Annotated in this window: 23 protein-coding genes; 12 read left to right on the top strand and 11 right to left on the bottom strand. The window is 71.1% G+C overall.

Annotated elements, in window-relative coordinates; translation table 11 throughout:
- Positions 1-82 precede the first annotated feature (82 nt).
- A complete protein-coding gene (locus OG331_RS31400) occupies positions 83-1,114 on the bottom strand; it encodes an esterase-like activity of phytase family protein (protein ID WP_406202391.1) in 1,032 nt (343 codons plus the stop codon).
- 53 nt (positions 1,115-1,167) lie between these two features.
- Complete coding sequence (locus OG331_RS31395; RefSeq protein ID WP_406210400.1) at positions 1,168-1,959, bottom strand: serine hydrolase; 792 nt, start codon at positions 1,957-1,959, stop codon at positions 1,168-1,170.
- A gap of 129 nt (positions 1,960-2,088) precedes the next feature.
- On the opposite strand from OG331_RS31395, the gene OG331_RS31390 reads away from it, so the two are divergent.
- Positions 2,089-2,583, top strand: coding sequence for a nucleotidyltransferase domain-containing protein (locus OG331_RS31390; RefSeq protein WP_406202389.1), 495 nt, complete (start codon positions 2,089-2,091; stop codon positions 2,581-2,583).
- Here OG331_RS31390 and OG331_RS31385 read toward each other — a convergent pair whose 3' ends face one another.
- A complete protein-coding gene (locus OG331_RS31385; RefSeq protein ID WP_406202387.1) occupies positions 2,584-2,898 on the bottom strand; it encodes a hypothetical protein in 315 nt (104 codons plus the stop codon). It lies immediately after the preceding gene.
- Positions 2,899-3,275: 377 nt separating this feature from the next.
- Here OG331_RS31385 and OG331_RS31380 point away from each other — a divergent pair, with 377 nt between their 5' ends.
- A complete protein-coding gene (locus OG331_RS31380; RefSeq protein ID WP_406202385.1) occupies positions 3,276-4,073 on the top strand; it encodes a Scr1 family TA system antitoxin-like transcriptional regulator in 798 nt (265 codons plus the stop codon).
- A complete protein-coding gene (locus tag OG331_RS31375) occupies positions 4,066-4,281 on the top strand; it encodes a DUF397 domain-containing protein (RefSeq protein ID WP_406202383.1) in 216 nt (71 codons plus the stop codon). The genes OG331_RS31380 and OG331_RS31375 overlap by 8 nt, the downstream gene beginning before the upstream one ends.
- A 30-nt stretch (positions 4,282-4,311) precedes the next feature.
- On the opposite strand, the gene OG331_RS31370 is transcribed toward OG331_RS31375, so the two are convergent.
- Positions 4,312-4,824: a hypothetical protein gene (locus tag OG331_RS31370; protein ID WP_406202381.1), complete on the bottom strand. Its 513-nt coding sequence runs from the start codon at positions 4,822-4,824 to the stop codon at positions 4,312-4,314.
- A gap of 219 nt (positions 4,825-5,043) precedes the next feature.
- Here OG331_RS31370 and OG331_RS31365 point away from each other — a divergent pair, with 219 nt between their 5' ends.
- From OG331_RS31365 to OG331_RS31355, 3 genes are all read left to right on the top strand, one after another.
- Positions 5,044-7,329 carry an ArnT family glycosyltransferase gene (locus tag OG331_RS31365; protein WP_406202379.1) on the top strand — a complete coding sequence of 762 codons (2,286 nt, stop codon included), beginning with the start codon at positions 5,044-5,046 and terminating at the stop codon, positions 7,327-7,329.
- Positions 7,330-7,525: 196 nt separating this feature from the next.
- The gene (locus OG331_RS31360; RefSeq protein ID WP_406202377.1) at positions 7,526-8,326 is read left to right on the top strand and encodes an endonuclease I family protein; all 801 of its coding nucleotides are present in this window, start codon (positions 7,526-7,528) and stop codon (positions 8,324-8,326) included.
- A gap of 119 nt (positions 8,327-8,445) precedes the next feature.
- Complete coding sequence (locus OG331_RS31355; RefSeq protein ID WP_406202375.1) at positions 8,446-8,700, top strand: hypothetical protein; 255 nt, start codon at positions 8,446-8,448, stop codon at positions 8,698-8,700.
- On the opposite strand, the gene OG331_RS31350 is transcribed toward OG331_RS31355, so the two are convergent.
- Genes OG331_RS31350 through OG331_RS31340 form a run of 3 tightly spaced genes read right to left on the bottom strand, consistent with a single transcriptional unit; the run spans position 8,690 to position 12,867 of the window.
- Positions 8,690-10,378, bottom strand: a complete 1,689-nt coding sequence (locus OG331_RS31350; protein WP_406202373.1) for a thiamine pyrophosphate-binding protein — start codon at positions 10,376-10,378, stop codon at positions 8,690-8,692. The two genes, OG331_RS31355 and OG331_RS31350, sit on opposite strands and share 11 nt — an antisense overlap.
- Entirely contained in the window at positions 10,375-11,355 is a 981-nt protein-coding gene (gene speB, locus OG331_RS31345) for an agmatinase (protein WP_328881492.1), read from the bottom strand. Before speB ends, OG331_RS31350 begins: the two co-directional genes overlap by 4 nt.
- A 57-nt stretch (positions 11,356-11,412) precedes the next feature.
- On the bottom strand, positions 11,413-12,867 hold the full coding sequence (locus OG331_RS31340; RefSeq protein ID WP_406202371.1) for a sodium:solute symporter: 1,455 nt from the start codon (positions 12,865-12,867) through the stop codon (positions 11,413-11,415).
- Between the two features lie 144 nt (positions 12,868-13,011).
- Here OG331_RS31340 and OG331_RS31335 point away from each other — a divergent pair, with 144 nt between their 5' ends.
- From OG331_RS31335 to OG331_RS31325, 3 genes are all read left to right on the top strand, one after another.
- Positions 13,012-14,910, top strand: a complete 1,899-nt coding sequence (locus OG331_RS31335; RefSeq protein WP_406202369.1) for a PucR family transcriptional regulator ligand-binding domain-containing protein — start codon at positions 13,012-13,014, stop codon at positions 14,908-14,910.
- Between the two features lie 73 nt (positions 14,911-14,983).
- Complete coding sequence (locus tag OG331_RS31330; protein WP_406202367.1) at positions 14,984-15,772, top strand: phosphatase; 789 nt, start codon at positions 14,984-14,986, stop codon at positions 15,770-15,772.
- A 17-nt stretch (positions 15,773-15,789) separates the two neighbouring features.
- Positions 15,790-16,299 (top strand): GNAT family N-acetyltransferase; N-acetyltransferase, encoded by a 510-nt coding sequence (locus OG331_RS31325; protein WP_406202365.1) that lies wholly within the window; start codon positions 15,790-15,792, stop codon positions 16,297-16,299.
- Between the two features lie 31 nt (positions 16,300-16,330).
- Here the strand turns inward: OG331_RS31325 and OG331_RS31320 are convergent, their stop codons facing one another.
- The 3 genes from OG331_RS31320 to OG331_RS31310 all read right to left on the bottom strand — a co-directional run bounded on the left by OG331_RS31320 (position 16,331) and on the right by OG331_RS31310 (position 19,184).
- A complete protein-coding gene (locus tag OG331_RS31320) occupies positions 16,331-17,197 on the bottom strand; it encodes an acyl-CoA thioesterase II (RefSeq protein WP_363037701.1) in 867 nt (288 codons plus the stop codon).
- Between the two features lie 35 nt (positions 17,198-17,232).
- Positions 17,233-18,390, bottom strand: a complete 1,158-nt coding sequence (locus tag OG331_RS31315) for an acyl-CoA dehydrogenase family protein (protein ID WP_406202363.1) — start codon at positions 18,388-18,390, stop codon at positions 17,233-17,235.
- Positions 18,391-18,503: 113 nt separating this feature from the next.
- Positions 18,504-19,184, bottom strand: coding sequence for a DedA family protein (locus OG331_RS31310; RefSeq protein ID WP_406202361.1), 681 nt, complete (start codon positions 19,182-19,184; stop codon positions 18,504-18,506).
- Positions 19,185-19,318: 134 nt separating this feature from the next.
- Here OG331_RS31310 and OG331_RS31305 point away from each other — a divergent pair, with 134 nt between their 5' ends.
- Together OG331_RS31305 and OG331_RS31300 are read left to right on the top strand one after the other, a co-directional pair.
- The gene (locus OG331_RS31305; RefSeq protein ID WP_406202359.1) at positions 19,319-20,446 is read left to right on the top strand and encodes a sensor histidine kinase; all 1,128 of its coding nucleotides are present in this window, start codon (positions 19,319-19,321) and stop codon (positions 20,444-20,446) included.
- On the top strand, positions 20,434-21,090 hold the full coding sequence (locus tag OG331_RS31300) for a response regulator (RefSeq protein WP_406202357.1): 657 nt from the start codon (positions 20,434-20,436) through the stop codon (positions 21,088-21,090). The genes OG331_RS31305 and OG331_RS31300 overlap by 13 nt, the downstream gene beginning before the upstream one ends.
- A gap of 18 nt (positions 21,091-21,108) precedes the next feature.
- On the opposite strand, the gene OG331_RS31295 is transcribed toward OG331_RS31300, so the two are convergent.
- Positions 21,109-21,705, bottom strand: coding sequence for a TetR/AcrR family transcriptional regulator (locus OG331_RS31295; RefSeq protein ID WP_406202355.1), 597 nt, complete (start codon positions 21,703-21,705; stop codon positions 21,109-21,111).
- Positions 21,706-21,802: 97 nt separating this feature from the next.
- Between OG331_RS31295 and OG331_RS31290 the strand changes: the two genes are divergently transcribed.
- Positions 21,803-23,419, top strand: a complete 1,617-nt coding sequence (locus tag OG331_RS31290) for a carboxyl transferase domain-containing protein (RefSeq protein WP_406202353.1) — start codon at positions 21,803-21,805, stop codon at positions 23,417-23,419.

The following is a 23,419-nucleotide window of genomic DNA, read 5'->3' as shown; positions in this document are numbered from 1 at the left end:
TCCTTCGTCCTGATCTACCGGAAGGCACCAACGCCGACGAGCTTCGATTTCATCCCGCCGCAACAAACCCGGGGTGGTGTGCTCAGATGCGTACTCGCAGGTAATAGAACCGGGTCGTCTGTACGGCGTTCTGGTTGTCGTCGCTGACCAGCAACACCTTCAGGCGGCCGCTCGTACGGCCCGTGATCGCCATGCCCTCGATGTTGTCGAGGAGCGGGTTCGGCTGGGGCTGCTTGGCGGTCGCTCCCAGTGACGGGCAGGTCACGAGGTCGGCGAGGAGCGTCTTCTTGATCAGGCGGACGCCGTCCTGGCCCGTGAGCTTCTCGACACCGCTGGTGTCCGTGGCGCGGCGCGGGTCGGCCAGGTGGAGCCGGACCGTGTTCCCGACGCCTGCGGTGAAGCCGCGCTCCAGGACGAGGAGGCGGCCGTCGGGGGTCGCCCGGACCTCGGGGACGCCGAGGCCGGTGTCGGTGCGGTAGGCGTACTGGCGGCCGAGCTCGAAGTGGCCGCCCTTGGTCCGGTTCCAGGTCTGGAAGCGGACGATGCCGGCGCTGTCGCCGGTCAGGGCGTACTCCATCGACGCGAGCAGGGTGCGGCCGCCGGGGAGGAGGGTCAGGCCCTCGAAGGTGCCGTTGGAGACGGCGCGGCCGGCCGGGGCGACCTTCAGCGCGTCCGGCACGGGGAGGCGGTCGAGGATCCGGCCGTCGCGGGAGTAGCGGCGGATGGACGGCTCGGTCTCCGAGGAGATCAGCCGGGTGCCGTCCCGGTCGATGACGAGGCCCTCGGAGTCGAGGGCGGCGCCGCTCTCGTCGGCGAGCGGGACGGCCTTCTCCGGCGCGAGCGTCCTGCCGTTCAGGTGGAAGAGGGAGGAGCGGTCGGAGACGGCGGCGAGGGAGCCGTCGCGGTCCACGGCGAGCGCGGAGAAGTTACCGACGAAGGTGCCCTCGTACGTCGTCTTGTCGAGCGCGTCGGAGAAGCGGTCGATGGAGACGGAGGGCGAGCAGGCGTGGCGGCCCGGCGAGGTGGCGTGGGCGTTCGCGGGGCCGGCGGCGGTGAGGCAGGTGGCCGCCGCCAGGCCCGCGGTGGCGGTCGCGAGTACGGTTCTCAGGCGCATGGGGGTCACCGTAGGGCGGGTGGGTGACGCGAGGTGGGCCGCCTCGTTAAGGCTCAGCTCGCGGCCAGGTCCTTGTGGATGACCTTGGCGACGCCCTGAATGGTCGTGATGCCGTAGTTCATGGTGCTGTTGCCATGGGTGAGCACCGTGATCACGTAGTCGTGGCCGCGCCCCTTGAAGGCGCCGACGCTGTGCACCCGCCAGCCCTGGGTGGCGCGTTGCAGCCAGCCGTTCTTGACCGCCACCGTGACGCCGGACGGCACTCCGTACGGTGTGCCCCAGCGCTGCGAGGAGACGACCTGGCCCATCAACTGCAGGATGTAGGCACGGGAGTTGTCGCTGAGCACCGCGTTCTTGGCCGTGATGAGCTTCAGCAGCTTCTGCTCGTCGGTGACGGTGATCTGGGTCAGGCCCCAGTAGCCGTTCGCGCCGGGCTTGGTCTGGGTCATACCGGCAGCCGTGAGGAAGCCCTTGATCTTCGTCAGGCCGAGCTGCTTCCAGAGCGTGCTGGTCGCGGCGTTGTCCGACTTGGTGATCATGGCCTTGGCGAGGGACGTCTCACGAGCGGTGAGGTACCGGTTGTGCTTCTTCGCGTCCCACAGCAGCGCGGCCAGCACGGTGACCTTGACGACACTGGCGGAGTCGAAGGCGCTGGAGGCCCGCAGGGCGCAGGTGGTGTTGGTGGAACGGTCGTAGAGGCCGACCGCGACGGTGCCCTTGCGGTTGGCCAGGGCGGCGGTGATGTCCTTCGTCAACTTGGCGGCGAGTCCGGCCTTGGCGGACGTACAGCTGACGGCGGGCGCGGGCGCCGCGACGGCCGGGGTGGCGACGGCTATGGACGCCATGACGACGCCGACGCCCACACCTGCCGCGACGCCCGCTCTCGCGCGTCCGGAAACGCGCCTTGCCTTCTTGCTCGTTGTCCCGTGAGTCATGTCCTTATGACCAACGAGCACGCATGAAAGGTTGTACGCATGATGACCGCTGACGGCGTACTGTCCGTCCTGTCCTTGCTCCGAAAGGCGCGGACCGACATCTGGATCGGCGGCGGCTGGGGCATCGACGCCCTGATCGGGGAGCAGACCCGCGACCACCGCGACCTGGACCTGATGCACCGCCAGGACCAGGAGACGGCCGTGGTGGCAGCCCTCGCGGAGGCGGGCTTCGTGGAGACCCTGGACCGGCGTCCGGTCCGGTTCGTGGTCACCGCTCCGGACGGACGGGAGATCGACCTCCACCCCCTGGTCTTCGCCGAGGACGGCTCCGCGCTCCAGGCGTCACCCGAACCGTCGCGCCCCTTCGTCTACCCCGCGTCGGCCTTCGTGACGGGCAGGATCGGCGGTACGACGGTCCCGTGCCTGTCCGCCGAGCAGCAGGTCCACTTCCACCAGGGGTACGAGCCGGCGGACCGCGACCGGCACGACATGGCTCAGCTGCGGCGGGTGTTCGGGATCACCACGCATTTCTGATCACTGGTCGGAGTCGTCGCAGGCGGGGACGGGAACACGCGCACCCCGGCTCTCCGCGATCCGACGGACATCGGTCAGCGCCTCGCTCATCCGGGCCAGCAGGAAGCGGAGCTGCGCGGGCGTTGCTCGCCGGTCGGCGAGCATGTCGTCCGCGTGGTCGAGGAGCTCGCCCGCCATTCCGAGCTGAACGCTCTCGACGGCGTCCGCCGCACGGGAGACAGGGCCGGTTCCGCCGGTGCCGAGGTAGCACGGTTTGCCACCTTCCCCGGTCCAGGGGAGCAGGCGTACACGTGTCGCGGGGTGAGTGATGTGCACGTCCTCCTTCATCGGGCGACCCCCGCTCGCGCCGCGAGCATGCCGCAGGACCCGATACCGATTCCGGGTACGGCGACCAGAGGCGGCGCCGTCGGTGTGTGGACACCGGTTTGGTGAACGGTCGGCCCGTGGAGAACAGCACGGCTCGCCTTCCCGGCCGGGCGGCCCAGAAGACGTAGCAGCGGCGCGCAGAGATGGGCGATACGGTGACTCATGTCGTCGGCTCCCAGCGTTAGTTGATGACCACGCCCCCGGACCGGTCGGACGGTCGCGGGGGTATCGCGTTCTGTAGCGATCAACTCACAGACTGAGACGGGTCGGGCTAGCCTCGCCAGAGGGTCGAATGTGACCAGGCATTCGTCACAAGGGAGTTGGCCATGAGCAACACGTACGGTGACTGGCTCAGGCAGCAGCGCGAGGCGGCGGGGCTGACGCAGGAGGAGCTGGCCGACCGGGCGTTCATGACGCGTTCGCACATCGCGCATATCGAGGCGGGGCGACGGGTGCCTTCGAGGGAGGATGCTCGGCGGCTGGACATTGCCCTGGGTACGGGGGATGTGCTGAGCAGTTTTCTGCCGCAGATCCACGAGGAGTCGATCGCCGAGTACTTCGAGAAGGTGCGCGTACTCGAACAACAGGCGGTGGTGATCCACGAGTTCGCTCTGACGTACTTTCCGGGCATCCTGCAGACGAAAAGGTACGCGCGTGCGGTTCTGGGGTCGGTCTTCCCTCTGGTGAGTGAAGAGGAATGTGACAGGCGCGTTGTCACACGCCTTGAGCGCGCGAAGATCCTCGAAGATCCCCTGACGCCCGCAGTGTGGGTGCTGTTGGACGAGACAGTGTTGCGACGTCCCGTGGCTACCGGGGATGTCATGGCGGAGCAGATCACGCACGTCGTCCACCTTGCGGAGACTCGACGTATCCGCGTGCATGTGCTGCCGTTTGACGTGGGCCATCATCCGCTGGCGCACAGCATGCTCACGCTGATGTGGTTCGAGGACCAACCGCCGCTGGCATACACCGAAGGCGGGTACATGGGGCGGTTGCACGATTCCCCGTCCATGGTCCAGAAGTGGCAGCACCTCTACTCTCTGGCCCTGAGCGACGCCATGCCGCTGAAGGACTCACTGGCCCTGCTGAAGGCCACTGCGAAGGAGTACGAGCACCTTGACTGAGCGCACCGTCCAGAACGCTGCCGCGCTGAGCGGCTGGCGCAAGTCGTCGCACAGCGATAACAACGCCGGCAGCTGCCTCGAAGTCCTCGACAACCACCCCTCCGGCGTCCCCGTCCGCGACTCCAAGGTCCCGCACGGCCCCGCGCTGGTCTTCTCCGCCGCCAACTGGTCGGCGTTCGTCGCGGCTGTCAAGGAATCACGGCCCTGAGCCGACCGCGACCGCGACCTGCGCCGGGCGTCAGGTCAGAGCGCCTTCCATGGCCGGAATCAGCAGCCGGAGCAAGTCGGTACCGATGTCGCTCTGCTGGAATCTTGGGTAGTCCCCGTCGCGTGCCGGAACCACGGTCAGCCGGTAGTAGGCCGAACCAACGGTGAAAGCGAACCGCATCGGCTCGTCATCGTCGGCCGGGTAGACCGCGAAGGAATCTCCCTCCCCGATGTTCTGGGGAATCACGTCCCCGCCAGGTGCCTTGATGTCGGCGCGATAGCGCTCCGCGTCGGTCTCGGCAACGCTCGCGTAGGAGGCCTGGTTGCCCCATGTGCACCCCCACGGGCGCTGTCCGTCGATGGCATCGGGCCGGGTGCCGTTGAAGGGGTCCCCTACACCGCCGAAAGCCGTTCGGACGTCATCGGGCTTCAGCAGCGAGCATGCGCTCGGCTTCTGAGTGGCCTTGCCCCCTCCGTGACCGCCTCCGGAACCACTGCCGGACGCGTCCGCCGAGCATCCCGCTGCGGCGAGCAGCCCTGCCACTCCTACCGCACAGCCAAAGCCACGTCTTCGGGCCGACGCAGATACCGGAGCGTGCATCAATGCCTCCAATTCACGGACCGGAAACGGGACTTGTGCCGGCTCCCGGTGGTGGGGTGGCGTTCAGCGTAGTACCGCGCCGACCGCTGCCGGGTTGCGATCCACAGGCACGCCCCAGGTCAGGCACAGCCCGCACCCACCCCCACCGCACACGATGCGCGGGTGACATCAGCCACCGATCCCCACCCCCACACGACCGTGACCGCCGACGTGCCGCCCCCGGCCACGCCCGCGGCGCCCCCGGGCAAAGCACCGCGCTGGTCACTCCCCGCGCTGATCGCGATCCTGATCCTGGCGGCGGTGCTGTACTCCTGGAACCTGTCGGGCTCCAGCCTCAACAGCTTCTACAGCGCGGCCGTGCTGAGCGGCACGCAGAGCTGGAAGGCGTGGTTCTTCGGCTCGCTGGACGCGGGCAACTTCCTCACCGTCGACAAGCCGCCGTTCGCCCTGATGGTCATGGGCCTGTCGTGCCGCGTGTTCGGCTACGGCACCTGGCAGATGATGCTGCCGATGGTCCTGGTCGCGCTTGCGACCATCTGGATCGTGCACGCCTCGGTGAAGCGGGTGTGGGGCCACGGCGCGGCGACGGTGGCCGCGCTGGTCCTGGCCCTGACCCCGATCACGGTCGCCATCAACCGTGACAACAACCCCGACACGCTGCTGGTGTTCCTGATGGCCGGCGGCGCGGCGCTCGCCCTGCGGGCCGTCCACAACGGCAGGCTGCTGCCGCTGGTGGGCTCCGCGGTGTGCTTCGGTCTCGCGTTCAACACGAAGATGCTCCAGGGGTACATCGCACTGCCCGCCGTCTTCGCGGTGTACCTGTACGCGGCGAAGCCGAAGCTCGTGAAGCGTGTCCTCAACCTCCTCGTCGCGGGCGTCGCTCTCGCCGTCTCCAGCTTCTGGTGGGCGGCGGCGGTCTCCCTCGTCCCGGCCGACGACCGCCCCTACATCGGAGGTTCGACGGACGGCACGGCCTGGGACCTGATCACGGGTTACAACGGCCTGGGCCGGATCCTCGGCGGCGAGGGCAACGGCGGAGGCGGTGGAGGCGGCGGTGGAGGCGGCGGCTTCTCCGGTACCGCAGGGCTCGGCCGCCTCTTCAACGACATCCTCGGCGGGCAGATCTCCTGGCTCATCCCCTTCGCGGCCATCGCCTGCGTCGGCGGTCTGGTGCTGTGCGGCCGTGCCCCGCGCACCGACCTCACCCGGGCCGCGCTGCTGCTGTGGGGCGGCTGGACGGCCCTGCACTACCTGACCTTCGCCATGGCCGAGGGCACGATGCACCCGTACTACACGACCGCGCTCGCCCCCGGCATCGCGGCCCTGTGCTCAGGCGGCGGCGTGATGCTGCTGCGCGCGTTCCGCGCCGACAAGCGGTGGACGTGGGTGCTGCCGGCGGGACTGGCCGTCACGGCCGTCTGGGCGGTCGTACTCCTGCGGCGGGCCTCCGGCTGGAACACCTGGCTGTGGCCGACGATCGCCGTCGTCATGGCGCTGGCGATCACGGGTCTGCTCGTCTTCCGGTCCGCGTCCGGGACACGGATACGGCTGCTGGCGGCATCCGTGGTGGCGGCGGTCGTCGCGGCCGTGGCGGGCCCGGCGGCGTACGCCTGGTCGGTGCCGTCCGGTTCGGGCGGCGGCATGGGCGGTACGAACCCGACGGCCGGCCCCTCGACGGGGAGCGGCTTCGGCGGCGGGCCCGGTGGGGGCGGCGGCCGGGGTGGCTTCCCGGGCGGCCAGGCCGGCGGGCAGCAGGGCCAGAACGGCGAGATGCCCGGCGGCGGGGGCGGCCAACCGCCCGGCGGGCAGGGCGGGCAGGCCTCCGGCGGCAACGCCGAGATGGGCGGTACGCCTCCGGGCGGCACCGGCAACACCGGCGGCAACGCGGGTACGGCCGACGGCGGCACCGGAACCGGCAACGGCACGGGCGGCCGGCCCGGCGCCACGGCCGGTGGCGGCGGCATGGGCGGCGGCCCCGGCGGTATGGGCGGAGCCGCGAGCAGCGAGCTGATCACCTACCTCAAGAAGCACCAGGACGGCGCCAAGTGGCTGCTGGCGGTGTCGAGTTCGCAGAGCGCGGCCCAGCTGATCGTGAGCAGCGGTGAGCCCGTCATCTCCATGTGGGGCTGGTCCGGCAGCGACAATGCGATGACCCTGGCCAAGCTCAAGGAGCTGGTGAAGAAGGGCGAGTTGCACTACATCCAGCTCGGTGGCGGCGGCATGGGCGGCGGTCCCGGCGGCGGCAGCGACGTCAGCTCCGAGGTCACTCAGTGGGTGCAGAAGAACGGGACGGCGGTGAAGGAGAGCGAGTACGGCTCAACGTCAAGTTCCGGTTCCAACTCGGGTTCAGACTCCGGTTCCAACTCCGGTTCCGACTCCGGCGCCGACACCTCTTCGCAGAGCAACCAGTCGGCGATCTACCGCCTGGATCCGTCGGACATCGGCTGACCCCGACCCGCTCCACGCCCAACGGCCCCCGGTCCAACCGCCGGGGGCCGTTTCGCCATGTCAACTCGCACGGACAAGCCCCGATTTGCCGTTTCCCGTCACCCAATGGACACGTGCAAACCCTCGACACGACCACATGTCCATGCCACTCTCCCGTTTGCCGCCTCCATTCAACCCGCGTAGATGGGACCCCCACATGCTGGCGACACACATACGCAGCTGGAAGTCGGTCGCGCTGACCACGGCCGCCGTCCTGGTCGGCCTCACCGCTCCGGCGCTCACCGCGGCTCCGGCCGCCGCGACGACGACGGAGTACGACGACACGTACTACGCCGACGCGATCGGCAAGACCGGCTCGGCGCTGAAGGACTCGCTGCACGAGATCATCGGCGACCAGACCAGGCTCTCGTACTCGGCCGTCTGGGACGCCCTGAAGGTCACCGACCAGGACCCGAACAACAGCAGCAACGTGGTCCTGCTCTACAGCGGCATCTCCCGCAGCAAGTCCCTGAACGGCGGCAACACCGGCAACTGGAACCGCGAGCACGTGTGGGCCCAGTCCCACGGCGACTTCGGCACCTCCGCCGGCCCCGGCACCGACCTGCACCACCTGCGTCCCGAGGACGTGCAGGTCAACAGCATCCGCGGCAACAAGGACTTCGACAACGGCGGCAGCAGCTTCACCAACTCCGGCGGCAGCCTCACCGACTCCAACTCCTTCGAGCCGCGCGACGCCGTCAAGGGCGACGTGGCCCGCATGATCCTCTACATGGCCGTCCGCTACGAGGGCGACGACAGCTGGCCCGACCTGGAGGCCAACGACTCGATCAACGGCAGCGTCCCGTACCACGGCCGTCTCTCGGTCCTCAAGCAGTGGAACGACGAGGACCCGCCGAACGCCTTCGAGGAGCGCCGCAACGAGGTCATCTACGACAGCTACCAGGGCAACCGCAACCCGTTCATCGACCACCCGGAGTGGGTCGAGGCGATCTGGTAGGCCACCCGGCCCTGTCTCAGCAGCCGTGGACGCGCCAGGGGCCCCGTCGGCCCTGGCGCGTTCGGCTACCACCTGTGCAGCGTAGTGACCTGCGCGTATCTGCTGCCGTTGACCCGGCCATGAAGAAGATCAGCGCGCTCGCCGCGCTCACCATGGCAGCCCTCGTACTCGCCGCCCCGGCCCACGCCGACGACGGCGACCGGGGCCGGATCACCATCGCCGGCTACTCCGGCGCCGGCCTCTGCAAGGAGGCACTCGCGCTCGTCCCATGGGCCCTGCCGCTGACCGGCCCCGCGGTGGACGACGCCTGCCACAACCGCGACCACGTCGACGACACGCGCGACCAGGAAGCTGAGCCGGCCGTCAGGCCGTGAGGTGCGTGGGCGCGAACATCCGTAGCACCGCCGGGAGTACGACCACCGACGGGCCAGGGGTCTGAAGCGCCTTCGCCAGATCCGCTTCCAGGGTCTCCGGGGTCGTACGGACCCCGGGGACGCCGAAGGACTCGGCCAGGGCCACGTAGTCGGGGCGGGTCAGCTCCGTCGCCGTGGCCTCGCCGAAGGCGTCCGTCATGTACTCGCGCAGGATGCCGTAGCCGCCGTCGTCGACGATCAGCCAGGTGACCGGCAGGTCGTACTGCCTGGCCGTCGCCAGCTCGGCGATCGAGTACAGGGCCCCGCCGTCGCCGGACACCGCGAGCACCGGGCGGTTCGGGTCCGCGGCGGCCGCGCCGAGCGCCGCCGGGAAGCCGTAGCCGAGGCCGCCGGCGCCCTGGGCGGTGTGCATGTGGTTGGGGCCCTTGGCGTCGAAGGCCGACCAGGCCCAGTAGGCCAGGATCGTCATGTCCCAGAAGGACGGCGAGTCGGCGGGGAGCGCCTTGCGGACGGACGCCAGCACGTCCTGCTCCAGGGTGAGTTCCTGGGCGGCGATGCGGTCGGCGACCTTCGCGAGGACGGCTCGTACCCGCTCGGACGCGGTGGGGTCCGTGCGCTCCGTCACCGTCTCCAACAGCGCCTGCAACGCGAGCCGCGCGTCCGCGTGGATGCCCAGTGCCGGGTGGTTCGACTCCAGCTTGCCGAGGTCCGCCTCGATCTGGACGACCCGGCCGCGGGGCTTGAACGTGTGGTAGTTCGAGGAGAGTTCGCCGAGGCCCGAGCCGACGACCAGGAGTACGTCGGCGTCCTCCAGGAAGTCCGTCGTGTGCCGGTCCTCGATCCAGGACTGGAGGGACAGCGGGTGCGTCCAGGGGAACGCGCCCTTGCCGCCGGGGGTCGCGACGACCGGCGCCTGGAGCGTCTCCGCCAGCTGCCTCAGCTTGCCCGAGGCGTCCGCCCGTACCACTCCCCCGCCCGCGATGATCGCCGGGCGCTCGGCCTGCGAGAGCAGGTGGGCGGCCACCGCCGTCAGTTCGGGGCGGGGCGGCAGCTCCTCGGGGAAGGCGTCGCCGCCGGTCACCACCGGGACCGATGTCTCGGCGAGCAGCACGTCCTGCGGGATCTCCACCCACACCGGGCCGTGCGGGGCCGTCAGCGCCGACTTCCAGGCCGCTTCGAGCGCGGAGGGGATCTGGGACTGGGTGCGGACCGTGTGGACCGACTTCACCACGCCCCTGAACGAGGCCGCCTGGTCGGGGAGTTCGTGCAGATAGCCGTGCCTGCCGCCGCCCAGCCCCGCCGTCGGGATCTGGCTGCTGATCGCCAGCACGGGGGCCGATGCGGCGGCCGCCTCCTGCAGCGCGGCCAGCGAGGTCAGCGCCCCCGGGCCCGTCGACAGCAGCAGCGGGGCCGCCTCGCCCGTGATCCGGCCGTACGCGTCCGCCGCGAACCCGGCGTTGTTCTCCACCCGCAGCCCGATGTACCGCAGGTCGGAACGGCGCAGCGCGTCGAACATGCCCAGCGCGTGCTGGCCGGGCAGCCCGAAGACGGTCGTCGCGCCGAGCCCGGCCAGCGTCTCCACGACCAGGTCCCCGCCGTTGCGCCCGGCGGGTGGATTCAGTGCAGCGTCGATCTGCGCCTGAGTCGGGCGGAGTACCAGGTCGTGGTCGTGAGTCACTTCGCTTCCGAGTCCTTCCGGGCCGCCGCGATCTGGCGGGACATGATCGTGGTGAGTTCGTACGCCGTGTGGGACGCGGCCACCGACGTGATCTCGGCGTGATCGTACGCGGGCGCCACCTCGACGACGTCCGCCGAGACCAGGTTGCAGGACGCGAGGCCGCGCAGGATCTCCAGCAGCTCGCGCGACGTCATGCCGCCGGCCTCGGGGGTGCCGGTGCCGGGCGCGTGGGCCGGGTCGAGGCAGTCGATGTCGATGGAGATGTAGAGGGGGCGGTCGCCGATGCGCTGGCGCAGCTGGTCGGCCACCTCGTCGGCGCCGCGGCGGTAGACGTCCGCCGAGGTGACGATGCCGAAGCCCATCTTCTCGTCGTCCGTGAGGTCCTGCTTGCCGTACAGCGGGCCGCGGATACCGACGTGGGACAGGGCCTCGGTGTCGAGGATGCCCTCCTCCACCGCCCGCCGGAACGGGGTGCCGTGGGTGTACTCCGCGCCGAAGTACGTGTCCCAGGTGTCGAGGTGGGCGTCGAAGTGGAGCAGGGCGACCGGGCCGTGCTTCTTGGCGACCGAGCGCAGCAGCGGCAGCGCGATGGTGTGGTCGCCGCCCAGGGTCATCAGGCGGGCGCCGGTGCCGAGCAGATCGTCGGCGGCCGCCTCGACGGTCTCCACGGCCTCGTTGATGTTGAACGGGTTCACGGCGATGTCGCCGCCGTCCGCGACCTGCGCGAGGGCGAAGGGGGAGGCGTCCTGCGCCGGGTTGTACGGGCGCAGCAGCCGGGACGCCTCGCGGATCGCGTTGCCGCCGAAGCGGGCGCCCGGCCGGTACGAGACGCCCGAGTCGAACGGCACACCGACCACGGCGACGTCGGCGCGGCCGACCTCGTCGAGGCGCGGGAGCCGGGCGAAGGTCGCGGGTCCGGCGTACCGCGGGATGCGCGAGGAGTCGACGGGGCCGCGGGGCGTCTCGTTGCCAGTCATAGTGAAATGCCTTCTTTCCTACGCTTCATCGCGTATGAGTGATATCTGCCTATGACTCTACTGGTGAGCCGGCACCGGTTCGGACGCGAGTTCGGGAGCCCGCCCGGCAAGGCGCTCACGCCAGGCGGCGAGTACGGCCGCGTCGGTCGGCTTCGTCATCAAGGAGACGGCGATGTACACGGCGAGGGAAGACAGCAGGCCGTAGTAGACGGGCTCGTTGGCGAGAATGCCGTAGGTCGCCATCAGGGCGATGACGGCGAGACCGCCGACCGCGACGGCGGCGAGCGCGCCCTGTGCCGTGCCCCTCTTCCACAGCAGTCCGCCGAGGATCGGGACGAGGAGTCCGCCGACGAGCAGGTTGTACGCCACCGTCAGCGCCTCGACGACGTTGTTGAGCGCGATGGCCGTACCGATCACGGCGACGCCCATGATGAGGATGAAGGCGCGGTTGCCCTGCACCTCGTCACGCTCACCGGTGGTGATTCTTCCCCGCAGGCGTGACCAGATGTCGTTGTTGGCGACGGTCGCGCAGGCGATGAGCGCGCCGGAGGACGTGGACATCACGGCGGCGAGGGCGGCGGCCAGCACCAACCCGCGTACGCCGACCGGGAGTTCGTCCTTGACGATGGTCGCGAAGGCGTCGTCCGGGCTGCCGAGCTTGGGGTAGAGCACCTTGGCCGCCGTGCCGATGACGGCGCCGGCGAGGGCGTAGGCGAGACAGTAGGTGCCCGCGACGGTGCCGCCCCACTTGGCGGTCGTGTCGCTGCGGGCGGTGAACACGCGCTGCCAGATGTCCTGCCCGATCAGCATGCCGAACGTGTAGATCAGGACGTAGGTGAAGATCGTCTCGCCGCCGATGCCGAGCGGGTCGAAGTACTCGGTGGGGAGCTGGGCCTTCATCTCGCTGAACCCGCCGGCCTTGACGACGGCGATGGGCAGGAGCAGCAGGAGCACGCCGACGGTCTTCACCACGAACTGCACCATGTCGGTGAGCGTGATCGACCACATGCCGCCGAGCGTCGAATAGGCGACGACGATCGAGCCGCCCAGGATGATCGCGACGGTGCGGTTCATGTCGAAGAGAACGTCGAAGATCGTGGCGTACGCGATGGTCGACGTGACGGCGAGCATGAGGGTGTACGCCCACATGACCACGCCGGAGATGACGCCGGCCCGGCCGCCGTAGCGCAGGTCCAGCATCTCGGAGACGGTGTAGACCTTCAGGCGGGCGATGCGGGCCGAGAAGAAGACGGAGAGCGCGAGGAGGCCGAGGCCGATGGTGAACACCATCCAGGCGCCGGAGAGGCCGTACTGGTAGCCGAGCCCCACACCGCCGATGGTGGACGCGCCGCCGAGGACGATCGCGGCCATGGTGCCGGAGTACATCGTCGGCCCGAGCCGGCGCCCGGCGACCAGGAACTCGCTCTTGGACTTGGCGCGGCGCATGCCCCACCAGCCCATGGCCAGCATGCCGGCCAGATAGACGACGATGACTGCGTAGTCGACGGCCACAGGGACCTCCCTCAATCGGACACTCGAAACTCGGACACTCGAAGTCGCCGGCGGGTGACAGGGGTCGACACTAGGTGGCCGGAAAGCGACTGCGAAGTGTACGTTTCATCCATCTGCGGTTGTGCGACTGAAGGAAATATCCACATGCCGGAGCCGGCTGTTCCGCCCACTCCCCCGGTACCGCTCTCCGCGCTGCTGGCCAGAGAGGATCTGGCCCTGCGCCGGATCGCCGGACCCGCCGACGCGGACACGGTGATCCACTGGGCGCACACCTCGGAAATGGCCGATCCCTTTCCCTACCTCCTGGGCGGCGAGCTGCTGCTGACGGCCGGCGTCCACGTCCCGGAGGCGGCGGGCTCGGGCACGTACTTCGACGACTACGTGTCGCGGATCGTCGAGGCGGGCGGCGCGGCCCTCGGCTTCGGGCTCGCCCCGGTCCACGACACGGTGCCGCGCGCCCTGGTGGCGGCGTGCGACGCCTACGGTCTCCCGCTCCTGGAGGTCCCGCCGCAGACCACCTTCTCCGGCGTGGCCCGCGCCGTCTGGCAACTCATGGCCCAGGCCCGTCACGCCGAACTGCGCCGCGTGACGGAGGCCCAGCAGAGCCTCGCGGCAGCGGCGTCCCGCCCGGACCCGGTACCCGCGGTCCTGCGGCAGCTGGCCCAGCGGGTGGGCGGCTGGGCGGTGCTGTACGGGCCGGAGGGGGCGGTGATCGGGGAGACGGGGCGGTCGGCGCCGGGGACCGCGGTGCGGGCGGCGTTGGCGGAGCTGGCGGGGGTGGTACGGCCGGTGGTGCCGGCGGCGGGCGGCGAGAGCGCCCGGCAGCCGTCCGGCCCGCAGACGCCGGCGTACCCGCAGCCCACGTCCGCCGTCACCGGCCCGGAGTCCGCGCGACCAGCCGGCGGCGCGCACACCACCCGCCCGGCCACCGGCGCCCAGGCCACCCGGCCGACCGGCATCCCGGGCGCCGCACGAGCGGGCAGCAGCCCGCAAGCCGCCCGAGCAACGACACACCCGCAACCCCCGACCACCGACCCGGACCCCGCCCGACCGGCCACCGGCCCGCACACCACCCGCCCGGCCACCGGCCCGCAAGCCGCGCGCGTCACCGCCGGGCCCCAGACCACCCGGCCGGCCGGCGCCCCGGGTGCCGCGCGGGCAGGCAGTCGCGGCCCCGCAGGGCAGGCCGCCCGCTTCGAAGCCCCGCGCCCGAGCGCCGGGTCAGCCGCCACCCCCTCCTCCGCCTCGGACACGATCGCCGGCACCCACCTCTCCGCCTACGCCCTCGGCAGCGGACAGGGCTTCGTCCTCGGTGTCGCCGCCGCGCGCCGGGACTCGGGCGATCACACCATCGCCTCCGTCGCCGCCGTGCTCCTCTCCCTCCTCACCGGCGAGCAGCAGAGCGGCTCGGGAGCGGCACGGTCGTCGGCGCTCGTCCGGATGCTGCTGGGGGCCGAGCCGGAGGCGGTGGCTCCGCTGCTGGGTGCCGAGCACTGGCTGGTGGTGCACGGCAGTCCCGACACCCAGCCCTGCGACCCCGTGGCCGCCTCCGCGCTGGGCGCGGCCCTGGGCTCCCCACTGGTCGACCTGGCGCCGGACGTCGTACGCGTCCTCGCCCCGGCGGACCGCGAACCGGCCCCGCAGCCGGGCTGGACCCTCGGCGTCAGCGCCCCGGCGACCGCGCCGGACTGGCCGGCGGCGGACACCCAGGCGGCGCGGGCCCTGTCCAGGGCGAGGGCCACCCGCACGCCCCTGTTCCGGCACGGCACCCAGCGCCCGGCCCTCACCGACCTGCTCGCCCCCGACGAGGCGGAGGCCCACGCCCGCGACCTCCTCGCGCCGCTCACCGCCCCGCTCACGGAGACCCTGCGCACCTGGCTCTCCCTGCACGGCAGCTGGGACCGCACGGCCGTCGCCCTGTCCGTCCACCGCAACACCGTCCGGCAGCGGATCGCCCGGTGCGCGACGCTGCTGGAGACGGACCTGGACGACCCGGACGTACGGATGGAGCTGTGGTTCGCCCTGCGCCGGATCGAGCCATGATCCGCAAGTGACCCGCGTCGCACGCGCCCCGGACTCGGCCGTTCGGGCAGTTGTCTGCCTCACAATGGGAACCATGCCGATACCCGGGACACCCAGCCGCGCCGCGCTTGTCGACCACCTCGTCAGAACCCGTATCGCGGGCGACGTCGCCACGCCCCGCGAGAACAACCTCTCCCACTACCGCAAGCTGGCGAACGGCGACCGCCACTACTGGCTCGGCCTGGAGCTCGGCGACCGCTGGACGGACGAGCAGGACGTGCTCGCGGTGATGGCGGAGCGCGTCGGCGTGAACGACGACGCGGAGCACCGCCACGGCCAGGACACCATCGACCCCGAGCTGACGGTGGCCGCGCTGGAGCGGATGGCGGCCCGGCTGCGCAAGGCGGCGGACGGCGGCCAGCGGGTCCTGTTCGCGACGGGCCACCCGGGCGGCCTGCTGGACGTGCACCGCGCGACGGCGGACGCCCTGCGCACGGCGGGCTGCGAGATCGTCGTGATCCCGGACGGCCTGCAGACCGACGAGGGTTACGTCATGCAGTTCGCGGACGTCGCGGTGCTGGAACACGGCGCCACCCTCTGGCACACCCACTCCGGGGAGCCGATGAAGGCCATCCTCAGGGGACTTGAGCGCGAGGGACGTCCCCTGCCGGACCTGGTCGTCGCCGACCACGGCTGGGCGGGCTACGCCGGACAGCACGGGGTGGACTCCATGGGCTACGCGGACTGCAACGACCCGGCGCTGTTCCTCGCGGAGGCGGAGGGGACGGTGCAGGTGGTGGTACCGCTGGACGACCATGTGGTGAGCCCGCGTCACTACGACCCGATGACGGCGTTCCTGCTGGCGGAGGCGGGGCTCGGCTAGAACGGGCAGGGGGCACAGTGCTGTTGCGCAACGTCACGCCTGACGACGTCGACGCCTACGTCCGTATGCGCTGCGATCCCGCCATGATGGGGGACCTCGGCGGCCCCCTTCCGCGCGAGGGCATCCGGGACAAGGTCCTGCGGGACGCCCGGGAGGCGGCGGCGGACCTCGCCTGGATCAAGATGATCGTGCCGGCGCCGGGCACGCCCGACGTGGTGGCGGGGAACGTGACCATCTGGTCGTACGACACCGACGACGGGGCCGTCTCCGAGATCGGCTGGATGGTCCTGCCGGAGTTCCAGGGCGGGGGGCTGGGAAAGCGCGCCGTCCGGGCCCTGCTCGAACAGGCCCGGGACGAGGACCGCTGGGGTGTCGTGCACGCCTTCCCGGCCGCGGGCAACGGAGCCTCGAACGGCATCTGCCGCTCGCTCGGCTTCCGGTTCCTCGGCGAACGCGAGGTGACGTTCGCCGACCGGGTCCTGCACAGCAACCACTGGGCCGTCGACCCTCGCGTCGATCTGGCCTGACGTCAGGGCCGGCGGGCAGGGTACGGGCGGGTCACCGCGGGATCCGGACCACGCCCTCCTGGATCACCGACACCGCCAACTGCCCGTCCTGGGTGTAGATGCGGGCCTGCCCGAGGCCGCGCCCGCCGTGCGCCGACGGTGACTCCTGGTCGTACAGCAGCCACTCGTCCGCGCGGAACGGGCGGTGGAACCACATCGCGTGGTCCAGCGAGGCGCCGACGACATCACCGACCGCCCAGCCGCCCCGCCCGTGCGCGAGCAGGACGGAGTCGAGGAGGGTCATGTCGGAGACGTACGTGGCGAGTACGACGTGCAGCAGGGGGTCGTCGGCCAGCTTGCCGTTGGTGCGGAACCACACCTGGGAGTGCGGTTCGCGGGGCTCGCCGAACCTGCCGTACGGCGGCTCGTCGACATAGCGCAGGTCGACCGCCTCGCGTGCCTCCAGGAACTTCTCCACCACCGCCGGATCGAGGTGGCCGTAGTCCCGCAGCCGTTCCTCGGAGGTGGGCAGCGTCGCCGGGTCGGGCGAGGGGGGCATGGGGGCCTGGTGGTCCATCCCCTCCTCGTACAGCTGGAAGGAGGCCGACAGGGCGAAGATCGGCTTGCCGTGCTGCACCGCGACCACCCGGCGGGTGGTGAAGGAGCGGCCGTCGCGCATGCGGTCGACGTTGTAGACGATGGGCGCGCCCGGATCCCCGGCGCGCAGGAAGTACGCGTGGAGCGAGTGGGCGTGCCGGTCCTCGGGGACCGTACGACCGGCGGCGACGAGCGCCTGGGCCGCGACCTGTCCGCCGAACACGCGCGGTACGACGGCGGACCGGGACTGGCCGCGGAATATGTCCTCCTCGATCTGCTCCAGGTCGAGCAGATCGAGGAGTCCCTGTAGTGCCTGGTTCATGGCACCTTTTCTACTGGCAGGTAATTGCGCGGACCTTACAGGCCCATGTCCTTCGCGATGATCGACTTCATGATCTCGCTGGTGCCGCCGTAGATCCGGTTGACACGGTTGTCCGCGTACAGGCGGGCGATCGGGTACTCGTTCATGAAGCCGTAGCCGCCGTGCAGCTGGAGGCAGCGGTCGATCACGCGGTGCGCGACCTCGGTGCAGAAGAGCTTCGCGGAGGCGGCCTCGGCGGGGGTCAGCTCGCCGGCGTCCAGGGCCTCCAGCGCGCGGTCGGCGACCGCCTCGGCGGCGTCGACCTCGGCCTGGCAGGCGGCCAGCTCGAACTTGGTGTTCTGGAAGGACGCGACGGACTTGCCGAAGACGGTGCGGTCCTGCACGTACTCCTTGGCGAACCGGACGGCGGCCTTGGCCTGCGCGTAGGCGCCGAAGGCGATGCCCCAGCGCTCGGAGGCCAGGTTGTGGCCGAGGTAGTAGAAGCCCTTGTTCTCCTCGCCGAGCAGGTCCTCGACCGGGACCTTCACGTCGACGAACGCCAGCTCGGCGGTGTCGGAGGTCTTCAGGCCGAGCTTGTCGAGCTTGCGGCCGACGGAGTAGCCCTCGGACTTGGTGTCGACGGCGAACAGGGAGATGCCGTGGCGGCGGTCCTCGGCGCTGGGCGCGTCGGTGCGGGCGCAGACGATCACACGGTCGGCGTGGACGCCGCCGGTGATGAAGGTCTTGGCGCCGTTGAGGACGTAGTGCGTGCCGTCCTCGCTCAGCTTGGCGGTGGTCTTCATGCCCGCGAGGTCGGAGCCGGTGCCCGGCTCGGTCATCGCCAGCGCCCACATCTCCTCACCGGAGACGAACTTCGGCAGGAACCGCTTCTTCTGCTCGTCGCCGGCGAGCATCTTGATGTACGGCAGGCCGAGCAGCACGTGCACGCCGGAGCCGCCGAACTGGACGCCCGCGCGGGACGTCTCCTCGTACATCACGGCCTCGAACTTGTACGAGTCGATGCCGGCGCCGCCGTACTCCTCGTCGACGCGGATGCCGAAGACGCCGAGCTCGGCGAGCTTGTAGTAGAAGTCGCGGGGCGCCTGGCCCGCTGCGAACCACTCGTCGTAGACCGGGACGACCTCGGCCTCGATGAAGGCGCGGATGGTCTCCCGGAACGCCTCGTGATCCTCGTTGAACACCGTACGGCGCACGCCGCCCACCTCCACCGGTACATGTCTAAGCGCTTGCTCACTCAACCGTACCGGCGGGTATCCACAGGCGTCCAGGGGGCAAGGTCCGTAACGCTCGTCACTCCAGGACCGCCCTAGGGGCGCTTCTCGGAGGCGGACCCGACCGGACGCCGCCGCTGTCCGCGCCCGGCCCGCAGCAGCCGTACGGCCACGAATGCCAGGGCCGCCACGGCCACGATCACCAGGATCGCCTTGGAGTAGAGGCCGACCAGGTCGGTGACCTCGTGCCAGCGGGCGCCGAGGGCGTAGCCGGCGGCGATGAAGGCGGTGTTCCAGATGAGGCTGCCGGCCGTGGTGAGGGCGAGGAACACGGGGAGCCGCATGCGTTCGACGCCCGCCGGTATCGAGATCAGGCTGCGGAAGATCGGCACGAAGCGGCCGAAGAACACGGCCTTGGTGCCGTGCCGGAGGAACCAGGCCTCGGTCCGCTCCACGTCCGCGACCTTCACCAGCGGCAGCCGCGCCGCCACCGAGATCAGCCGGTCCCGGCCGAGGAGCGCGCCCAGCAGGTACAGGGCCAGCGCGCCCAGCACCGAACCGGCCGTCGTCCAGGCGACGGCGCCGACGACGTCCATCCGGCCCTGGCTCGCCGTGAACCCGGCCAGCGGCAGGATCACCTCGCTCGGCAGCGGCGGGAACAGGTTCTCCAGGGCGATGGCCAGTCCGGCGCCGGGGCCGCCCAGCTTCTCCATCAGGTCGGCGGCCCAGCCGGCGACTCCGCCGACGGGCGCCTCGGACGCAGCAGCAATGATCATGCGGGCTACTTTACGAAGTCTTGACCTAAGGACGGTATGAGGAGGGCCTCAGATCGGGCTGTGGGAACCCGCACAAGAAGAGTGCGGTTTTCCGCAGGGCGCCGCCCCGGCCGCCTTGGCTAGCCTGACCCGTCGTGATCGGATTCACCGAGCGCTGGCTCCGCCTCGCCGCCGGACTGCTGCTGGGCGGGCTGACGGCGGTGGCCGAGCTCGTCCTCGTCCTGGTCGGCCGGCTGCGCAGGCCGACGGCCCGGCGCCCTTCCTCCGTCCCCGCGAGCGCGCTGCGCCTCGCCGCCCTGGAGCGGCGCCGCCTCGCGGTCCTCCACGCCGCCGAGCTGGACCCGCCGCGCACCGGGCAGGCCGCGTACGGGTATGTGGCGGCACGCTGGCCGCTCGGTCTGTTCGGGCTGCTGGTGCTGCTGACCTCGCTGATCGGGCTCGCCTACGCGTCCCTGCTGGTGTGGGCCTGGTTCGTGATGGATCCCGACCATCTCGGCACCGTCGCGCTGTCCGGGCTGGGCGGCGTCTTCCTCCTGTTCCTGTGCGCACAGGGCGGGCGCGGGCTGGCGCAGCTCGACGAGCAGCTGGCCCGGCGGCATCTGGGCCCCAGCGAGACGGAACTGCTGCGGCGCCGGGTCGGTGAACTGGCCGAGACCCGGGCCGGGGTGATGCAGGCCGTGCACGACGAACGGCGGCGCATCGAGCGCGACCTGCACGACGGCGTGCAGCAGCGCCTGGTCGCCCTGGGCATGCTGCTGGGCCGGGCCCGCCGCGCCACGGACCCCGCCAAGGCGGACGCGCTGCTGCGCCAGGCCCACGAGGAGTCCGCCCACGCGCTGACGGAGCTGCGCGAGACGGCCTGGCGGCTCTACCCCGCCGCCCTGGACGAGCGCGGGCTGGCCGCGGCCCTGGAGGGGCTCGCGGAGCGCTCGGTCCTGCCCGTCGAGGTGACGTACGACCTCGGCGGCACCCCGCCCCCGGTCCCCGTACAGACGGTCGCGTACTTCGTCGCCGCCGAGGCCGTCACCAACACCCTGAAACACTCGGGCGCGACCCGGGCCGCGATCCGCGTGACCGGACGACACGACGGCATCGTCATCCACATCGAGGACAACGGCACCGGCGGCGCCCCCCACCGTCCCACCACCGGCGGCCTCCTCGGCCTCTCCCGCCGCATCGCCGCCCTCGACGGCCACCTGACCATCCACAGCCCACCCGGCGGCCCCACCCTCATCACCGCGGAGCTCCCATGCGCGTCATGATCGCCGAGGACTCGGCACTGCTGAGAGAAGGACTCGTGCGGCTGCTGGCCGAGGAGGGGCATGTCGTGGCGGCGGCCGTGGGGGACGCGGAGGCGCTGCTGGTGGCCGTGGCGGCCGAACCGCCCGACATCGTCGTCGTGGATGTCCGGATGCCGCCCACGCACACCGACGAGGGGCTGCGCGCCGCGCTGCGGATCCGTGAGCTGCATCCCGGTACGGCCGTGCTCGTGCTGTCGCAGTACGTCGAGCGCCGCTACGCCACCGAGCTGCTCGGCGGCAGCAGCGAGGGCGTCGGGTACCTGCTCAAGGACCGGGTCGTGCAGGTGGAGGAGTTCCTCGCCGCCCTGGAGCGCGTCGGCGCCGGCGGCACCGCCTTCGACCCCGAGGTGGTCCGCCGGCTCCTCGCCCGCAGCGCCCGCACCGACCCGCTGCACGGGCTCACGCCCCGGGAGCGCGACGTCCTGGCCCTGATGGCGCAGGGCTGCACCAACGCGGCCATCGCACAGCAGCTCTACGTCTCACAGAGCGCGGTCGAGAAACACACCAACGCGATCTTCGACAAGTTCGGCCTCACCGGTACCACCGGATACAGCCGCCGCGTCCTGGCCGTACTGCGTCACCTGAGCGCCCCGGCCGAGGGATAGCACCGGACGCCGTTCGGCTCACTCCGCCCCGGCCGCCCCGAACGCCCCCCGCGCCATCCGGTGCAGCAGCACCGCCGTGACTCCCCGCCCCGGCAACGACCCCGGCCGCCCCAGGTGCGGCGTCGAGTTCAGCAGCCCGAACACCGAGTGCACGGCCGAGCGGGCCGTCGGCTCCGTGAGCTCCGGGTACACCTTGCGCACCACCTCCACCCACAGCTCGACGTACTGCCGCTGGAGCTGCCGTACGAGCTTGCGGTCGCTGTCGCGCAGGCGGTCCAGCTCGCGGTCGTGCAGGGTGATGAGGGGACGGTCGTCGAGGGCGAAGTCGATGTGGCCCTCGATGAGCGAGTCGAGCACCGCCTCCGGCGGCACGCCGTCGGCCTCCGCGAGGCGCCGCTTCGCGCCGGTCAGCAGCTGGCCGCTGATGCCGACCAGCAGTTCGGCGAGCATCGCGTCCTTGCCGGCGAAGTGCCGGTAGAGACCGGGGCCGCTGATGCCCACGGCGGCGCCTATCTCGTCGACACCGACGCCGTGGAATCCACGCTCGGCGAAGAGCCGCGCGGCCTCCTTGAGGATCTGTTCGCGGCGGGTCGGGGCGTCGGTTCTGGTGGCCATGGAAGCAATTCTAGACAGGGAGGTTAGCGGTCGTTAACCTGAAGGAAATGCGTTAACGCTCATTAACTGGTCGACCACTGGGTGAGGGGACCGCACGATGCACGAGGCACCGGAGCTTGCGAGCGCGGCAGATCCCGCGTCCCAGGCCTGGCAAGCCAACGAGGAGGCCCACCGGGCGCTCGTGGAGGAGCTGCGCGGCAAGCTCGCCGCCGCCCGGCTGGGAGGCGGCGAGAAGGCACGCGCCCGGCACACCGCGCGCGGAAAGCTGCTGCCGCGCGACCGCGTGGACACGCTCCTCGACCCCGGCTCGCCCTTCCTGGAGCTCGCTCCGCTCGCGGCCGACGGCATGTACGACGGGCAGGCCCCGGCCGCCGGCGTCATCGCCGGGATCGGCCGGGTCAGCGGGCGCGAGTGCGTGATCGTCGCCAACGACGCCACGGTCAAGGGCGGGACGTACTACCCGATGACCGTGAAGAAGCACCTGCGCGCGCAGGAGGTGGCCCTGGAGAACCGCCTGCCGTGTCTCTACCTCGTCGACTCCGGCGGCGCCTTCCTGCCCATGCAGGACGAGGTCTTCCCGGACCGGGAGCACTTCGGGCGGATCTTCTACAACCAGGCCCGCATGTCGGGCGCCGGGATCCCGCAGATCGCCGCCGTGCTGGGCTCGTGCACGGCCGGCGGGGCCTACGTCCCGGCCATGAGCGACGAGGCCGTCATCGTCCGCAACCAGGGCACGATCTTCCTCGGCGGCCCCCCGCTGGTGAAGGCCGCCACCGGTGAGGTCGTCACGGCGGAGGAGCTGGGCGGCGGTGAGGTCCACTCCCGGGTGTCCGGCGTGACCGACCACCTCGCCGAGGACGACCCGCACGCGCTGCGGATCGTGCGGAACATCGTCGCGACGCTCCCCGCGCGCGGCACCCTCCCCTGGGAGGTCACCCCCGCCACGGAACCGAAGGTCGACCCCTTCGGCCTCTACGGCGCGGTCCCGGTCGACTCCCGCACCCCCTACGACGTGCGCGAGATCATCGCGCGCGTGGTCGACGGCTCCCGCTTCTCGGAGTTCAAGTCCGAGTTCGGCCAGACCCTCGTCACCGGCTTCGCCCGGATCCACGGCCACCCGGTCGGCATCGTCGCCAACAACGGCATCCTGTTCTCCGAGTCCGCCCAGAAGGGCGCCCACTTCATCGAGCTGTGCGACCAGCGCGGCATCCCGCTGGTCTTCCTCCAGAACATCTCCGGCTTCATGGTCGGCAAGGACTACGAGGCCGGCGGCATCGCCAAGCACGGCGCCAAGATGGTCACGGCGGTGGCCTGCACCCGTGTGCCGAAGCTGACGGTCGTGGTCGGCGGGTCGTACGGCGCCGGGAACTACTCCATGTGCGGGCGGGCGTACTCGCCCCGCTTCCTGTGGATGTGGCCGGGCGCCAAGATCTCCGTCATGGGCGGCGAGCAGGCCTCCTCCGTCCTCGCGACCGTCAAGCGGGACCAGTTGGAGGCGCGGGGCGAGGACTGGCCGGCCGCGGCCGAGGACGCGTTCAAGGCACCGATCCGGGAGCAGTACGAGCGCCAGGGCAACGCCTACTACGCGACGGCCCGCCTCTGGGACGACGGCGTGATCGACCCGCTGGAGACCCGTCAGGTACTGGGCCTCGCCCTGACCGCCTGTGCCAACGCGCCCCTGGGTGACCCCCAGTTCGGCGTCTTCCGGATGTGA

Origin of the sequence: Streptomyces sp. NBC_01017 (genome assembly GCF_045162795.1) — a bacterium.
GTDB classification, from domain to species: domain Bacteria; phylum Actinomycetota; class Actinomycetes; order Streptomycetales; family Streptomycetaceae; genus Streptomyces; species Streptomyces machairae.
Note: the sequence above shows the minus strand (reverse complement) of the source record. Positions and strands in the feature narration are given on the sequence as shown.

Coding starts and splice junctions, on each gene's coding strand:
- OG331_RS31400 (WP_406202391.1), bottom strand. CDS start 1,114: ATGCGCCTGAGAACCGTACTCGCGACCGCCACCGCGGGCCTGGCGGCG.
- OG331_RS31395 (WP_406210400.1), bottom strand. CDS start 1,959: ATGGCGTCCATAGCCGTCGCCACCCCGGCCGTCGCGGCGCCCGCGCCC.
- OG331_RS31390 (WP_406202389.1), top strand. CDS start 2,089: ATGATGACCGCTGACGGCGTACTGTCCGTCCTGTCCTTGCTCCGAAAG.
- OG331_RS31380 (WP_406202385.1), top strand. CDS start 3,276: ATGAGCAACACGTACGGTGACTGGCTCAGGCAGCAGCGCGAGGCGGCG.
- OG331_RS31360 (WP_406202377.1), top strand. CDS start 7,526: ATGCTGGCGACACACATACGCAGCTGGAAGTCGGTCGCGCTGACCACG.
- OG331_RS31355 (WP_406202375.1), top strand. CDS start 8,446: ATGAAGAAGATCAGCGCGCTCGCCGCGCTCACCATGGCAGCCCTCGTA.
- speB (WP_328881492.1), bottom strand. CDS start 11,355: ATGACTGGCAACGAGACGCCCCGCGGCCCCGTCGACTCCTCGCGCATC.
- OG331_RS31335 (WP_406202369.1), top strand. CDS start 13,012: ATGCCGGAGCCGGCTGTTCCGCCCACTCCCCCGGTACCGCTCTCCGCG.
- OG331_RS31330 (WP_406202367.1), top strand. CDS start 14,984: ATGCCGATACCCGGGACACCCAGCCGCGCCGCGCTTGTCGACCACCTC.
- OG331_RS31320 (WP_363037701.1), bottom strand. CDS start 17,197: ATGAACCAGGCACTACAGGGACTCCTCGATCTGCTCGACCTGGAGCAG.
- OG331_RS31310 (WP_406202361.1), bottom strand. CDS start 19,184: ATGATCATTGCTGCTGCGTCCGAGGCGCCCGTCGGCGGAGTCGCCGGC.
- OG331_RS31300 (WP_406202357.1), top strand. CDS start 20,434: ATGCGCGTCATGATCGCCGAGGACTCGGCACTGCTGAGAGAAGGACTC.
- OG331_RS31295 (WP_406202355.1), bottom strand. CDS start 21,705: ATGGCCACCAGAACCGACGCCCCGACCCGCCGCGAACAGATCCTCAAG.
- OG331_RS31290 (WP_406202353.1), top strand. CDS start 21,803: ATGCACGAGGCACCGGAGCTTGCGAGCGCGGCAGATCCCGCGTCCCAG.